General features: G+C 34.3%; 16 protein-coding genes. 3 read left to right on the top strand and 13 right to left on the bottom strand.

Annotated elements, in window-relative coordinates; translation table 11 throughout:
• Positions 1-74 precede the first annotated feature (74 nt).
• The 4 genes from ACTF54_RS06850 to ACTF54_RS06835 all read right to left on the bottom strand — a co-directional run bounded on the left by ACTF54_RS06850 (position 75) and on the right by ACTF54_RS06835 (position 3,000).
• On the bottom strand, positions 75-656 hold the full coding sequence (locus ACTF54_RS06850) for a Maf family nucleotide pyrophosphatase (RefSeq protein WP_347196569.1): 582 nt from the start codon (positions 654-656) through the stop codon (positions 75-77).
• A 5-nt stretch (positions 657-661) separates the two neighbouring features.
• Entirely contained in the window at positions 662-1,582 is a 921-nt protein-coding gene (locus tag ACTF54_RS06845; RefSeq protein ID WP_438969025.1) for a geranylgeranylglycerol-phosphate geranylgeranyltransferase, read from the bottom strand.
• A gap of 136 nt (positions 1,583-1,718) precedes the next feature.
• Positions 1,719-2,252 carry a KdsC family phosphatase gene (locus tag ACTF54_RS06840; RefSeq protein ID WP_438969024.1) on the bottom strand — a complete coding sequence of 178 codons (534 nt, stop codon included), beginning with the start codon at positions 2,250-2,252 and terminating at the stop codon, positions 1,719-1,721.
• A complete protein-coding gene (locus tag ACTF54_RS06835; RefSeq protein ID WP_347196572.1) occupies positions 2,236-3,000 on the bottom strand; it encodes a Rossmann-like and DUF2520 domain-containing protein in 765 nt (254 codons plus the stop codon). Before ACTF54_RS06835 ends, ACTF54_RS06840 begins: the two co-directional genes overlap by 17 nt.
• Positions 3,001-3,087: 87 nt before the next feature.
• Here ACTF54_RS06835 and ccsA point away from each other — a divergent pair, with 87 nt between their 5' ends.
• Entirely contained in the window at positions 3,088-6,429 is a 3,342-nt protein-coding gene (gene ccsA, locus ACTF54_RS06830; RefSeq protein WP_438969023.1) for a cytochrome c biogenesis protein CcsA, read from the top strand.
• A gap of 186 nt (positions 6,430-6,615) precedes the next feature.
• On the opposite strand, the gene ACTF54_RS06825 is transcribed toward ccsA, so the two are convergent.
• The 9 genes from ACTF54_RS06825 to ACTF54_RS06785 all read right to left on the bottom strand — a co-directional run bounded on the left by ACTF54_RS06825 (position 6,616) and on the right by ACTF54_RS06785 (position 14,340).
• The gene (locus ACTF54_RS06825; protein WP_347196574.1) at positions 6,616-7,113 is read right to left on the bottom strand and encodes a DUF1456 family protein; all 498 of its coding nucleotides are present in this window, start codon (positions 7,111-7,113) and stop codon (positions 6,616-6,618) included.
• 162 nt (positions 7,114-7,275) lie between these two features.
• A complete protein-coding gene (locus tag ACTF54_RS06820; protein WP_347196575.1) occupies positions 7,276-7,779 on the bottom strand; it encodes a DUF6787 family protein in 504 nt (167 codons plus the stop codon).
• Positions 7,780-7,793: 14 nt separating this feature from the next.
• Positions 7,794-8,204, bottom strand: coding sequence for a DUF6146 family protein (locus ACTF54_RS06815; RefSeq protein WP_347196576.1), 411 nt, complete (start codon positions 8,202-8,204; stop codon positions 7,794-7,796).
• Positions 8,205-8,339: 135 nt separating this feature from the next.
• Complete coding sequence (locus ACTF54_RS06810) at positions 8,340-8,759, bottom strand: DUF937 domain-containing protein (RefSeq protein ID WP_347202328.1); 420 nt, start codon at positions 8,757-8,759, stop codon at positions 8,340-8,342.
• Between the two features lie 205 nt (positions 8,760-8,964).
• Positions 8,965-10,071, bottom strand: coding sequence for a serine hydrolase (locus ACTF54_RS06805; RefSeq protein ID WP_347203574.1), 1,107 nt, complete (start codon positions 10,069-10,071; stop codon positions 8,965-8,967).
• A gap of 121 nt (positions 10,072-10,192) precedes the next feature.
• Entirely contained in the window at positions 10,193-10,903 is a 711-nt protein-coding gene (locus ACTF54_RS06800) for a pirin family protein (protein ID WP_347196579.1), read from the bottom strand.
• 102 nt (positions 10,904-11,005) lie between these two features.
• On the bottom strand, positions 11,006-11,959 hold the full coding sequence (locus ACTF54_RS06795) for an NAD(P)-dependent oxidoreductase (protein WP_438969022.1): 954 nt from the start codon (positions 11,957-11,959) through the stop codon (positions 11,006-11,008).
• 127 nt (positions 11,960-12,086) lie between these two features.
• Positions 12,087-13,148, bottom strand: coding sequence for a 3-phosphoserine/phosphohydroxythreonine transaminase (serC, locus tag ACTF54_RS06790; protein ID WP_438969021.1), 1,062 nt, complete (start codon positions 13,146-13,148; stop codon positions 12,087-12,089).
• Positions 13,149-13,221: 73 nt separating this feature from the next.
• Entirely contained in the window at positions 13,222-14,340 is a 1,119-nt protein-coding gene (locus ACTF54_RS06785; protein ID WP_438969020.1) for an acyl-CoA reductase, read from the bottom strand.
• Positions 14,341-14,375: 35 nt separating this feature from the next.
• Between ACTF54_RS06785 and ACTF54_RS06780 the strand changes: the two genes are divergently transcribed.
• Positions 14,376-14,726: a 4Fe-4S dicluster domain-containing protein gene (locus ACTF54_RS06780; protein WP_347196583.1), complete on the top strand. Its 351-nt coding sequence runs from the start codon at positions 14,376-14,378 to the stop codon at positions 14,724-14,726.
• Positions 14,727-14,903: 177 nt separating this feature from the next.
• Positions 14,904-15,620, top strand: coding sequence for a DUF6503 family protein (locus ACTF54_RS06775; RefSeq protein WP_438969019.1), 717 nt, complete (start codon positions 14,904-14,906; stop codon positions 15,618-15,620).
• The last annotated feature ends 46 nt before the right edge of the window (positions 15,621-15,666 follow it).

Raw genomic sequence — 15,666 nt, 5'->3', positions numbered from 1 at the left:
ATCCACTTCAATTGAAGTGGATTTTTTTGTTTGAATTACTTTGTGTAATCCGCTTTCGCGAAAACGAAATATCATTAAAACCTTTTCAAAAACTCATACACCTTAGGAAGAGGTAACCCCATCACATTATAATAGCAACCTTCTAATCTTGTAACTGCTGCATAACCTAACCAATCTTGAATGCCATAGGCTCCAGCTTTATCAAAAGGCTTATAATTGTTAACATAGTAATCAATTTCTTCATTTGTAAGAGAAGCAAAATGAACTTTAGTACAATCGTTAATGATTTGCTGTTTATTAAAAGTTGAAAAGCACACTGAAGTATACACTTCGTGAGTAGAACCGCTCATAGAAGCGATCATTTCTTTAGCATGCTGTGCATTTTTAGGCTTTTCTAACGGAGCATCTTCAAACCAAACGATGGTGTCACTAGTGATTAAAAGTTGATTTTCCTTTAAGTCATCTTCAAAGACACTTGCTTTGAGTTTAGAAAGGTAATCTGTTATCTCATGTCCTTTTAAATCTTTATTATAAATTTCATTTACAGGTCTGGTCTCTATAGTAAAATCTAGATCCAGTCCTTTTAAAAGTTCTTGTCTTCTAGGTGATTGTGAGGCAAGAATAATTTGAGTATTCTTAAATTTTGCGCTAAGCATAAGTGTTAATTAAAGTAATAATTGATCCTAAAAATCCCAATAGAAAGTATTCCTAACAATAGAACTACCTTTAAGATAGTAGAAAGTAAGTGAAATTCTTTTGAAGTTTGTGCGGTCCACAATTTGATCATCACAAACATTAAAGGTCCCATGATAAGGAATATAAAATAGTAAGTTGCTAGGTCATTTACATATATGTATTCATAAACGTACCAACCTATAAGAATTACTATACCTAGAATGCAAACAGCAATTATTTTTGCAGCTCTCGTTCTTCCTAATACGATAGCTAATGTGTTTCTACCACCTATTTTGTCGCCATTTACATCTTCACAATCTTTTACCCATTCTCTAATTAGATTAATTAAAAATGCCATAAGAGCAAATTCTAACAATCGTTCCATAAGAAACCTATAAGTAGTTTGTGTTTCTGGTGTTATAGATGGGAATAATTCAAAAACACCAGTAATTAAAATCACTAAGGCAACTAAAATAGAGATGACCACATTACCTACTAACAGCATGGCTTTCAGTGAACTTGCATATAAATATAATAGAAACGCTACAACAATAAATACACTAGAAAAAATAGGTCGGTCAATACTATTAGATAATATAAAACCGCAACCTACAGCAAGAATGGTAAGTACAAAATACAGGTTATAGGCGTTCTTTTCTGATATGCTTTTAGACACTAATAATTTTTCTGGTTTATTGACTTTATCAATCTCTACGTCAAAAATATCATTGATTACATTACCACTTGCAGTTAGTAATGCAGTGGCAACAATTAATAGTACTAACTGCCATAGGTTAAGTGAGGGAACAACATTAGATGGGATTAACAGCCCATAAATTATAACTAGCTGGGTAAGAACAGTCATTAGAACATTGGGCCAGCGTATGATTTTAAAGAAAACAGTCATTTCTATAGGAACAAAAATTAACAAGCTAAGATTATAAAACTAAATGATTTTGCCACGCTATGTTATAACGATGTCCGAATGTTTGTTGGTAAATTCTATTTTAAGTTCAAAACCCATGTTGAATTCAGTTTCAAAATCAATTAGATTTCGCATTTTTTCCATCTAGAACATTCCATTTACCATGAACTTTCATTACTTGTTCAATTATGTCACGTACACATCCATCACCACCATTTTTATGAGAAATATACTGGCTCACAGCTTTAACTTCTGGAATAGCATCTTGAGGACAGCAGGCTACACTGGCAAATTCTAAGGCAGGAACATCAGGCATATCATCGCCCATGTATACAATGTTTTCTGGTTTTAAATTATGTTTTGCAACGTACTCATGCATTTGGATCATTTTATCACTCGCATTTAAAAATACATCTTCAATGCCTAATCCTACCAGTCTGGTTTTAACGCCTTCATTAGTTCCACCAGTGATAATGCACACATTATAACCATTATTCAAAGCAGTTTTCATGGCATAACCATCTTTTGCATTCATGGTACGTAGCAACTCACCACTTTCTGAAATGAGTAATCTACCGTCTGTAAGTACTCCATCCACATCTAGGATAAAGGTAGTAATGTCGTGAAGTAATTCTTTATAGCTTTTTGCCATGGGTTTTTTGTATGGATTTTGTTATAGATCGGTACATTTCCTGATCTTCCTTATGTAGCATCTTGAGATGCTTATCTATTGTTTTTCTGTCGTTTCTAACGGCAGGACCTGTCTGTGCATTTTCTGGCGTGATATCAAGTGCTTTTTCTAATGTTTCTTGCATTAACGCATCTAGTAAACTCCTATCCATAGAGGCATCTTCCATAATTTTTCCTGCTTTGAAATAACAGTGATTGACAAAATTATTCATATAAACAGCTGCCAGATGAAGTCTTTTGCGTTGTTGAGAATTGATTTGTTCTCGCTTTCGCGAAAGCGTAACAGCCACATTCTCTAAAACCTTATTAACAAACATATCGCTAGATTCTAGACATATAGTAATATCACTCCAATTAGGTATGCGAGATATGCTAAAACTTTGTGGTAAATAGAAAACGCCGTATTTTTTATGCATGCTTAAGGTTTGCATACCTACACTGCCGCTGGTATGCGCAATGATAGCTTCTTGACCAACTAGTTCTTGAGCAACGGATAGAACCGCATCGTCTGGAACTGCTAATAAAATTAGGTCTGCGTTAGGTAAATTGTTTAGATTTTGTGCTAAGGTAGCATTAATATTTGGTAGTTTTTTTTGCGCTCTATTATAATAGGCAACGAGCTTTAAACTGGAAGTGGGACCTACTTTTTCAAAAGCTTTACAAAGATGCATTCCTACATTACCAGTTCCTATTACAATTATCTTAATCATGGTGTAAAAATACACACTTCAAACCGACCCACAATACATGGTGATATGGCTTTTGTAAAGTATCTTTGCAGCCAGTAAAAAAGTCCTATGAAAGACAGATTAATTGCTTTGCTTTTCGGTACACGTACAATGACAGTTTTATTACTTGCGTTTGCTGCAAGTATGGCTGCTGGAACCTTTATTGAGAACTCCTATGATACTCCTACTTCAAAACTTTGGGTGTATAACGAGTGGTGGTTTTCTTTAATAATGTTGTGGCTTATGCTCAACTTTATATTCAATATAAAAAGGTATCAACTGTTACAATGGAAAAAATGGGCGACACTTACTTTACACCTTTCATGGGTTCTTATTATTATAGGTGCTGGAATCACACGTTACGTTTCTTTTGAAGGAATGATGTTGATCCGTGAGGGACAAACTTCCAATTCATTTTTTAGTGATGAGACCTATTTTAGTGCCATTATACAAGGTGAAGATGCAAACGGCAATCCTATGCAGCGATCTGTAAAAGAACAATTACTTGTTTCTCAATATGATTACAACACCTCACGTAGTTTTGATTTTTATGATAAAAAAATAACAGTAACTATAGATAGTCTCATATTTGATGCAGTAGAAGGATTAAAACCTGGCGACGAAAACAGTGATCGTTACTTAAAAATTGTAGAAGCAGGTGAAGGAACACGACATGATCATTTAATTAAAGATGGTGAAGAGGCTAGTATCCACAATGTACTTTTTGGTGTTAATATCGATCCTGAGGAAGCAGCCAAAAAAGGTCTAATTAATATTACAGAAAACTGGAACGGCTATACCATTCAAACTCCTTATGAAGGAGAATTCTTAAGAATGGCAGACCAGTTGAAAGGTGGTGTGATTAAAGATTCTATTCAACCATTACAATTACGTTCTTTATATACCATGGCAGGATTACAATTTGTGATTCCAGATCCGGTTACTCAAGGAGAAGTTGGTATCATCAAAAGTCCTGAACCTACAAAAGCACAAGCTCATGGTATTCTGGCTACAGTAACTAGTGGAAGTGAATCAAAAAAAATCGAATTGTTAGGTGGTAAAGGAATTATTTCTGATTATCAAGATATAGAGATCGATGGTTTGAAGTTTTATATTAAATACGGTTCTATTGAAAGAAAATTACCTTTTGGAATAAAATTGAATGATTTTATTGCAAAAAAGCAACCTGGTACCGAGAAGTCCTATTCTGCTTTTGAAAGTAAAGTGACCGTAATAGATAGCGCAGGAAGAACACCAGCACACATTTATATGAACAATGTACTCGATAAAGAAGGTTATCGTTTTTTTCAAGCTGGTTTTGATCCTGATGAATTAGGAACACATCTTTCTGTAAACCATGATTTTTGGGGTAAAACGGTTACTTATATAGGATATTTTTTATTATACATAGGTTTGATGGCACTGATTTTTGATCCTAATACACGTTTTGGCGAATTAAGAAGATTGATAGAAAGAGTGAAAAAACGTAAAGCAAAGCATCTTGCTATGATTGCTGTGTTATTTATGGCAAGTTTTGCAGGAGCACAAACTACACAAGAGGACCACACAGGACATAACCATGCCCCAGGTGAACATTCAACAGCCATCGAGAGTAGAGATGCAGAAAGTACTAATCGTGATGCAAGTGTGGTAGACACATCTGTTACTGGAGAAGATATAGCTGCACCGGTCGTGATGGCACCTATTCCAGTTAAATTAGCAGATAGTATTATCGTGGCAAATATGATACCACTGCCGCAAGCAGAGCGCTTTGGTAGAGTAGTGGTTCAAGATGAAGGCCGTATGAAGCCTATTTCAACACTTGCCAGTGAAGTCTTGCGTAGAATCTCTGAACGTGATTATTATGAAGCCAAAGTAGGCGATAGTATTGTTAGGTTAACGCCAGAGCAAACGATGCTAAGTATGATTCAATTTAGAGATCTTTGGTTTGATGTACCTCTTATAAAATTGAATTATAAAAATGATTCACTTAAAACTATTTTAGGAGTAGATAAGAGTACATCTTATGCTCGTGGAATGGATTTTATAAGAAGAAAAGACAGCACTTTAGGAAGCTATAAATTAAGCCCTTATCTAGATGAAGCAAATGCTGCTGACGTTAAAACTAGTATTCATAACGGTTTTATTGATATTAATTACAGTGTTGGTATTCTAGATCAAGTTCTTTCTGGAACCATATTTAAGATTTTTCCTAGACAAGGTGCAGAGAATAATAAATGGTACGCATCTGCAGATCTGGAAGAAGCAGGTTTTACCGAAGAAAGGGATATCAATTTTGTTAGAGACTTTTTTCCTGCCTATACTTCATTATTAAGATCCGGAAAGCAAAGTGGTAATTATTTAAATGCAAATGCAGCCTTAAATAGTCTTTTTGAATTCCAACGCTATCACGGTGCAGAAATCATCCCTAGCGAGGATAGGATCGATGCAGAAATATTTTATAATAAATACGACATTTTCAAAAATCTCTACAAATGGTATGCATGGTTCGGTATCATAATGTTGACACTTCTCATAGTAGAGATCATAAGACCCATGAAGCAGATACGATGGACCATAAAATTCCATTTTACAATTATAGGAATTTTGTTTTTAGTTCACACAGCTGCATTAATCATTAGGTGGTATTTAAGTGGTCATGCACCATGGTCAGATGCTTATGAATCCTTAATCTACGTTGCATGGGCGACGATGGCTTTTGGTTTAATGTTCGGTAGAAAGAGTGATATGACTGTTGCTAGTACCGCTTTTGTAGTTGCTATTATTTTATGGGTGGCACAATTGAACTGGCTGGATCCAGCGATAGGAAACTTACAGCCAGTATTAGATTCCTACTGGTTAATGATTCACGTTTCTATTATTGTAGGTAGTTATGGACCATTTGCACTAGGGATGATTCTAGGCTTAGTAACCATGATTCTAATGATTTTCTCAACTAAGAAAAATAAGAAAATCATGGATTTAAACATTAAGGAGCTCACTTACATTAATGAAGTAGCACTTACAGTAGGTTTAATCATGTTAACTATAGGAAACTTTTTAGGTGGTATGTGGGCAAATGAATCTTGGGGTCGTTACTGGGGTTGGGATCCCAAAGAAACTTGGGCATTGATAACTATATTTATTTATGCTTTTGTTTTACACCTAAGATTAGTGCCAGGATTAAAAGGAAGATGGACGTTTAACTTATGGTCTGTACTTGCATTTGCGAGTGTATTAATGACTTATTTTGGTGTGAATTTCTACTTATCTGGTTTACATAGTTATGCAAGTGGTGATCAAATTATCTCTTATCAATTTGCAGGAATCAGCCTGGCTGTAATACTTGTAATTGCAGTTGCTGCTAGATATAAAGAATTTAAAATACATAGAAGAAGGAAGGAAAATTAGAAATGATATTCCTGTTCTACCAATAAAAAAACCGATATGTTTTTCACATATCGGTTTTTTTATTCATTTGTTTGTCCCGTCCTAAAATAGCGATACACTAAAATCTTAGTGTTATAGAAACACCATTAAATAGAGGCTATGTAAAATGAACCCAAAAAGACCACTCGCTTTCTTTTAAGGTTACAGTTAGTTTTTAAATTGATTTCTAAAAGCTTCTTTCTCCCGTTGTGTTTTACGTTGTATTTGAAATCCTTTAAGGAACTTACGCAGGTATTGATCGTTGAGGTATTTGAACTTGGGATGTGTTCTTTTTCTAAAAAAGGCACTTAATTCTGTTTCACTGATCTCTACACCAGCTTTTTTCCAGATGTAAATTAATTCATCAGATGTAAAATTGAAAGCGATTTTAAGTTTGCGCAATACAATTACGTTATCCAGTTCTGTTTCTGCAACAGGTGTTTTACCATCTTTTTTACCGCGATAATTGACAATAAGGCCGTTTAAAAAAGTGGCTAGATTTTCATCGATTACTACATCAAAATCTTCATCCTCTTCTTTTTTGAGCCAGTTGCTTATTTCTGCTCTAGAAACTGGTTCACCACCTTTTGCATACATATCCATCATGGAGTCATCGCTTAGGTTAAGAGTAAATCGCAGTCTACGTAGTATATCGTTATTATCCATGAGTTTGATTATAGTCTATTTCAAAAATACAAAGGTACGATTCTGATTGTTTTTAAGATAATTGCATTTCGGTAAGTTACGCTTTCGCGAAAGCGAGAAAAGTCAACATATACTCATCCACAGTATATAAAACTAGTACCTTCAGAAAGCTGTTAGTTACACCTACAATTTAATTCCAAACCGAGCTAGCATCTTCTTTTCAAACTCCCAAAAGAATTCATGCTGACCAAAAATCCATCCCATACAAACTAGTACAATTTGATAAATAGGGAAAATGATAAGGATTCTTAACGGCCAGAAAATCCACGCAGATGTAGATTCTTGATTCAAACCTATCCAATCTAAAAGTGGACCTGATAATCTAGCAGATAAAGATCCGGTAATAGCAAAAACTATAAAAATGGCTATTAATTCCCATCTATAGGTCACTTGCCATCGTGTTCGTAATTTTTTAAATAGCCATATGGATATTTTGTAGAAAATAAAGGCAAGAACAAGAGTAACGATACCGGTAAAAAGGTATTCGTACATAATATCTTCAAATTTACTTGGTAAGACGCGTATGGCAATAAAAAAGCCACTTGCAAGAAGTCCTATGATTCCTAAAAAAATATAAATAAGCTGCCAGTTTTGGGTAATCTCCCAATTCTTCTTTAATTTTTGCATGCTGCAAAAATAAGTTACCTTAACTTCTGATTATAGGTTTTTTCAAAGAAAAGAAAATAGTTGTATAGCATAAAATTTACTTCATATCCATAATCGATGTTACGATCATAATCGATGCGCATTGGATACAAGAAAGCACCATACCTAATAGGATTTTGAACTCTCAAATTATATTCGGTGACTTTAAAATTATTACTGATTTCCATAGTAGATTGTGAATAAAATCCTCTGGCAGGTTGTGTGGCTAGCCATGCGTTAAAACCTGGTTCAAAAATAATTATTTCATACTCTAGGCTATCGTTTGCAATGCGTATGGTATCATTTTTAATTTGAGATGTTTCTTTTTTATTTACTTTATCTGTGTTGACCGTGCTGCATCCTACAATAGCTGCTATTATAAAAATACTGTATAATAAATTTTTCATAGGATAAAAGTAAAATTAAGATCAAGGTTGTAAAACTTATAATGAGTAAAGGACCTTGATCAATGAGTGAAACCTTAGTATATAAAAAAAGCGATCACTATGTAGGTGATCGCTTGAAATATAATAATTAAAATCTTACTTACCGAAAAGTCCTCCTAGCATACCACCTAGACCACTTTTTTTCTTATCGCCGCCTAGTACCATTCCTGCGACGTTATCAATGATACTACCATCACCATCTGCATCAAGAATTTGCTCGATAAAAGATTGGTCGTGTGTGCCTGATTGACCTAAAACAGAACCTAAAAGATCACCGATTCCATTACTTTCGGTGGCTGTTGCTTGTTTTTGTTTTACTCCTAAAACATGTCCTAAAATTCCAGCGCCATCTTGCTTTAATTGTTCTGCACTTCCTGCGCCATCGCCAAAAATACCACACAGGTTATCCATAACGTCACCACCAGAATAACGTGGATCATTTAAAGCTTTATTTAAAGATTGTGCACCTTCAGGAGTCGTTGCATTACGTTGCATAGCGCCCAAAATAACTGGCATCTTTGTGAAAGTACGTTTGTAGTTTTATCAGAAGATTGTACTGATTTTTTGGAAACACCTTTGATCAAGGTTTGTCCCATTTCAGATTGTAGTAAGGCTAGTATGGAAGCCATTCTGTTATTTCAATGAAGGTTCCATCTGCATTTTTTATGATTCTAAAGCAAAAAGGAAAGTTTTTTGTTCTGCTTTCGCGAAAGCGCAATTATTATCGAACATCAACCATTTTATGATCCAGATAAATTTGATGAACTCTTTCAGCCATTTTAGGATTTCTTAAAACAGCTCTCTCAAAATCGTTCATGGACATAGTCATTTTCTTACGCTCTTGAGGTTCTAAGTTGTTGAAGAAATATACTATTTCAGTGCGATTACCTTTTTTATCCTTAGCATAAAGCGCTTTTGTCATAATAAATAGGGTAGAACCACCTTTAGATCCAAGGTGTTCATAGAATTCTTTCACAGAATTGTATTTCATACTAGTCTCGATAATGTCATCAAGAACTTCTTGAGTTTTCTTACTGAAATAAGTCTTTGAATTAAGTTTTTGCATTAAGGCGTAATAATCATTTGCACTAGCAGCAGGCAATCTATCCGACCATACACGTTGGATATTTTCATTTAAATCAAGTGTTTGCTTTCTGAATTCTGGATTTTGTTTCATCTTTTCATGAATATCTAAAGTATACTGAATGTACTGCTCCTGACTCAAATCATTTAGTTTAGTAATCAAATCTTCATTTGATGTGTTTTTCAAAAAGGTATTACTTATAAATAAAGCAGAAACTATAGGATAAATAGGAGTATGATTCTTTAGATCTAGTTTTTTAAGTTGATTATTGATGTTTTCCAGACCTAATCGTTCCATAAGCCACTCTGTATTTGCATTAGAACTGTATTGTATCATTCCTTTTGCAATATTTTTTAGTGGAATGCTGTCTCCATACTCTAGAGTTTCATCACTGTCTGCCCAGTTCATATGAGCGTTTCCATCTGTATTCGGTACATAATAGTTAAGCAATTCTTCTTTAGCTATTTTTTCTTTTGGATTAAGAATACCATGTGCTGCCTGTTCTGCAAATTCTATGGCGATGATTAATTTCAAAGTGCTAGCAAGTGGCATTTGTTTATCAATGTTTTGCTGTAGAAGTACGGTATCATTTCTAACAATTATGATAGCAGATTTCTCTGGATTCTCTAGTGCAAATCGAGCGACAAAATCATCTTCTGGAAAAAAGGAATACATGGCATAACCACCAGCTGCAATGGCTAGCAAAAGAATGAGGACCATTCCTATTATAATTTTTTTGAGCATTTGGTCAGTTTTGGACACCATGATTGGACGCAAATACTAGTATAATTGTTACAAGTTTTTTACATAACCCTCAATTTTTTAAAGCATCTATAAAATAATAACCTTTTAATCACTCTTACTGTTATAGTGGCACTTCCATTAACAAAATCTCTGAATCATGTTCTAAAGCAACTAAATTAAACGATTCTGTATCCCAAATTCCTAAACCATCGCGTGTATGTAACTCTTGATTATCTAATTTAAAAGAGCCTTTGAGAACAAATGCATAAACACCATTTGATTTCTTTTTAATTTCATAATTACTATTGATGTCTTTATCAAAATTGCCTAAATGAAACCACGCATCTTGATGAATCCAGACACCAGCATCATCAGGAGATGGAGATAAAATTTGTTCTAATTGATTTTTCCTGTTTTCTGGATCTAATGTAATCTGATCATAACGTGGCGTCACGTTTTCTTTATTAGGAATTACCCATATTTGAAGAAACTTAACTTCATCGTTTTGACTTGCATTTTTTTCAGAATGAGTAATACCAGTTCCTGCGCTCATAACTTGTATATCTCCATTTTTAATAATGGCAGTTCTACCAGTACTATCTTGATGTTCTAAATCACCAGAAAGTGGTATGCTTATGATTTCCATATTAGAATGTGGATGTGCTCCAAAACCCATTCCGCCAGTAACGGTGTCATCATTTAAAACGCGTAAAACACCAAAACTCATTCTTTGCGGATTGTGGTATCCTGCAAAGCTAAAGGTATGATAACTATTTAACCAACCATGATTTGCATGGCCTCTAGAATCTGATTTATATAAAGTTGTTTTCATGTATGCAAATTTATTGTATATACAAGCATTAGGTTGTTAATAGGTTCAAAAAAAACGCAACCTTGATAGGTTGCGGTTTTTATTTGATTTGAAGCAATAAGACTATCCTAAAATATCAATAATTTGATCTGCCAGTTCAGTTCCTATTCTGTCTTGAGCTTCATTTGTAGCAGCACCTATGTGTGGGCTTAATGATAGCTTATCATTCATGAGCAATACGACTTCTGGTTGCGGTTCTTTTTCAAAAACATCTAAAGCTGCAAAAGAAATATGTTCTGTCTCTAAAGCATTTACAAGCGCCACTTCATCAAGAACACCACCACGTGCTGCATTTACAATGGCAGCTCCTTTTTTCATTTGCGCTAGTTCATCAGCACCTATTACGTATTCCTTTTGTGCAGGAACATGAATAGTTACAAAGTCTGCTGTTTTTAAAAGATCCTCTTTGCTTACTAATGGTATTTCAACACTAATAGTTTGACCATCAAAAAGATTCCAAGAAACGCTAGGTGATTTTTCTGCATAACTATCGTGAGCAATAACATTCATCCCTACACCAGCAGCTATTTTTGCCACTTCCTGTCCTATGCGACCTATTCCTATGATACCAATAGTTTTACCTCGCAATTCAGAACCTTTTGCATAAGCTTTCTTAAGGCCTTTGAAGTTACTATCTCCTTCAAGAGGCATGTTACGGTTAGCATCGTATAAAAATCGAACACCTCCATAAAGGTGTGCAAAAACCAATTCAGAAACACTGGCACTACTTGCTGCAGGAGTATTAATTACTTTTAAGCCTTTATTACGTGCATACTCTACATCAATATTGTCCATTCCTACACCACCACGACCTATAATTTTCAAACTAGGACAGTTATCAATTAATTCTTGTCTTGCAGTTGTTGCAGATCGCACTAAAAGAACAGCAATGTCATGTTTATTGATATAATCTTGAAGTTGATCTTGCGCTACATTTGTAGTAATCACTTCATGTCCTGCGGCTGTAAGTTTATCTATACCGCTTTGTGAAACACCGTCGTTTGCTAATATTTTCATTTTTTATTTCTTTTGGTTTCCATTATTTAAATACTAAATATAGCGGAAACAAAGTTTATTTGTTTACAAACCTATCTTTAAGATTTGAGAAAGATTTTGTCACATTTTATCTTAAGATTGTTAATAGTTAGGCTTTTTTCTCAAGATGTTGCATGGTATCCACAAGTGATTGAACGCTTTCTAAAGATAAGGCGTTGTACATACTTGCACGGTATCCACCTACAGACCTGTGACCATTTAATCCATTTATTCCAGCTTCTTTCCATAAGGAATCAAACGCTGCTGTGTGAGCGGCATCATGTAACATAAAAGTAGCATTCATTTTTGAACGATCCTCTTTTTGAGTTACAAAACCTTGAAACAATGGGTTTCTATCAATCTCGTTATAAATCAATTCTGCTTTTTGATTATTCAACTTCTCAATAGAATCAATTCCGCCATTATTTTTCAACCACTCAAGAGTTAACATACTTACGTAAATAGGAAACACTGGAGGCGTGTTGAACATTGAGTCCTTTGATATATGCGTTTTATAACTTAACATCGATGGAATTTGTCTAGAGACCTTTCCTAAAATCTCTTCTTTTACGATAATTAATGTTGCACCAGCCGGACCCATATTTTTTTGTGCTCCTGCATAGATCAAATCGTACTTTTCAAAATCGCGTTGTCTTGAAAATATATCACTACTCATATCACAGATAAGTGGTACAGAAACATCTGGTGTAGACTGTAATTGTGTACCAAAAATCGTATTATTTGTTTGAAAGTGGAAATAATCTACATCACTAGGAACAGTATAATCTTTTGGGATGTGATTGTAATTATCTGCTTTTGATGAAGCCACTTCTACAACCTCTCCAAATATTTTAGCTTCTTTAATCGCTTTATCAGACCAGGTTCCAGTATTTAAGTAAGCAGCCTTATTTTCTAACAAATTATAAGCCACCATTAAAAATTGCATACTTGCGCCACCACCTAAAAATAAAGCTTTGTAACCCTTATCTGTAAGCCCTAAATGCTCTAACGCTAGTGCTTGTGCTTTTTCCATTACCGCAACAAAATCTTTGCTTCGGTGTGAAATCTCTAAGATACTGAGGTCGTTGAAATTTAAAACAGCTGCCGCTGCCTTTTTAAATACTTCTTGCGGCAGGATACAAGGTCCTGCACTAAAATTGTGTTTCAACATAATGGTCTTAATTAACTTAGTTACAAAAATGCAAAATCAATAACCAAAATATGTTAGGAAATCAATAAGGTTTTTAAGATAATGTCAACAAAAATTGAATGATATCTACACCATCTGCATAATCTTGTAAACGAGGCGTTTGTGTCGTTCCAAAATCTACTATTTGAGGCGCGGTGAGATCTTCTAATTTTTCTACTATCTTTATAGCAGCATCACCTTCCACAACAACACATTGCAGCTGATCAGCATTTTGATGAAACTCTTCTGCAACCTCTTCAATTTTATCATAATAACTATAACCTAAACTCGCTATAGGAGAAGAATAACTATTTGCTTCTTCTTTAATTAATAAAAACTCATTATCCAGTAAATCAAATTCACTCATCAGATAAACAGCCTTATTATAATCGTAGTTGTTTAAGTATTTTTCGTTTTTAATCAAGTCTTTCTTAGCAAACATGCCATTAAAAAATAGGTCAAAATTATAACCTTTAGGTACTTTTAAATGACTGACACTTCTACAACCTAGACCAAAGTAAAGAAATACATCATTACTTAAGGATTCCATTTGTTCCAATGTTTCTGATCCAGTTAAAACGGCAACACTATTGCGATTTTTGCGTATTATATTTGGTTTATCGCCAAAGTAGTGTTCAAAATAACGTGCGGTATTATTACTTCCTGTAGCAATGACAGCATCATAATTTTTTAGTTTTCCATCTACATAAGAGTAGGATTCTGCTAATTCGGCACAAAAGGAAGTTGCTATTTCCAATAATAGAGGTGTTAACACGTCGTCATTACTAGAATTCTTAATCATTGCGTGATGACCAGAAATAATCACACAAAGCACATCATGAAAACCTACTAATGGTAAATTTCCTGCTGTTATTATGGCAATATTTTTGGCTGTTATTTTATCTAGATGATAAGTTTTTGTCCACTCTTTTAAATTTTCAATAGTAAGAGCCTTTGACCACTGCAAGAAAGCAAAATCTAAAGTTTCTTTTGTAAACCAAGAGTTTTTGCGTTCTGCCAGTTCCAGTCCCTGTTGTATGCGACCCTGCCAGCTGGAACTATCATCCTCAAGTGACTCTAATGTTCCCTCTAGAAAGGAGGATAGTAGTGATCCCGCTTTCGCGAAAGCGCAAATACGATCATTTAACGTGGTATTAATTGACAATGTCTTCACTAGTCGTTATTTTTGCACAAAAGTAAATAAAAGCTATGGCAATCATCATAACAGACGAATGTATTAATTGCGGTGCGTGTGAACCGGAGTGTCCAAATACAGCAATTTATGAAGCAGCAGATGACTGGCGCTATGCAGATGGAACTGATCTGGATGGAAAAGTTGTCCTACCTGGAGGAAAAGAAGTTGATGCAAATGAAACGCAACAGCCTATTAGTGACGAGTTTTATTACATTTCTCCAGATAAATGTACAGAATGTGTAGGTTTTCATGAAGAGCCACAATGTGCTGCGGTATGTCCAGTAGACTGCTGTGTGCCAGATGATGATGTGGTAGAAACTAAAGAAGAGTTGCTAGCTAAGCAAGCCTTTATGCATAAGTCTTAAATTATCTAATTTAAATTTTATACAAAATCCCAACAGTTTGCGCTGTTGGGATTTTTTATTTTTTGAAGTCTGTCATGCTGAATTTATTTCAGCATCTCATTTGAATATTTCTTAGAGCTCGTTTAAAAGGATATCTTGTCACTTCTTAAAACACAAATCATTATTAAAAAAAGCTTCATGAAAATTATTCTATCCACACTTTTATTTTTATTATGTATTACGGGAGTTGCGCAAGAACTAACAGGACAGGAATTACTAGATAAAGCGATTCAAGTTCATGATCCAAATGGGAATTGGGAATCTTTTAAAGGTCAATTGAATATTGTTATGCAAACTCCTAATGAGTCGTCAAGATTAAGTCATATTTATATTAATTTAAATTCACAACATTTTCAGTTAGTAGTAAAAAATGATAGTATGATGTCTACCTATAAAGTCGAAAAGGATAAAGCTAAGATAGAAAAGGTAAATTTGAAAGCATCAAAAGCTAGTATTGTAAGTATCGAAAGAGATAATGGAAAAGCAATTTTTATGCGTGACTATTACACCTATCTCTATGGGTTGCCTATGAAGCTAAAAGATCAAGGTACTAACATTGATTCTAAAGTAGATCGCAAAACCTTCAAAGGTAAAGAATACCTTGTGTTAAAGGCAACTTATGACCAAAACGTAGGAAGTGATGTCTGGTTCTTTTACTTTGATCCTGCGACTTTTAAAATGGAGATCTATCAATTCTTTAAAACAGATGAGTCTGGCAAAATCAATTTAAATTCTGGAGAGTATATATTATTATCTGATAATCATGTAGTCAATGATATAAATATGCCTAAAACACGCAAATGGTATTACAATAAAGATGATCAATACCTAGGTACTGATGTTATTACTAAATAGTTATAATAGGTATTGTTTTTCAAGCAACCTTTATTCCTTTTCTGCA

The sequence above is a fragment of the Nonlabens sp. genome (assembly GCF_965657255.1).
Taxonomy (GTDB): domain Bacteria; phylum Bacteroidota; class Bacteroidia; order Flavobacteriales; family Flavobacteriaceae; genus Nonlabens.
This window is presented reverse-complemented; position numbering and strand designations above follow the sequence as displayed.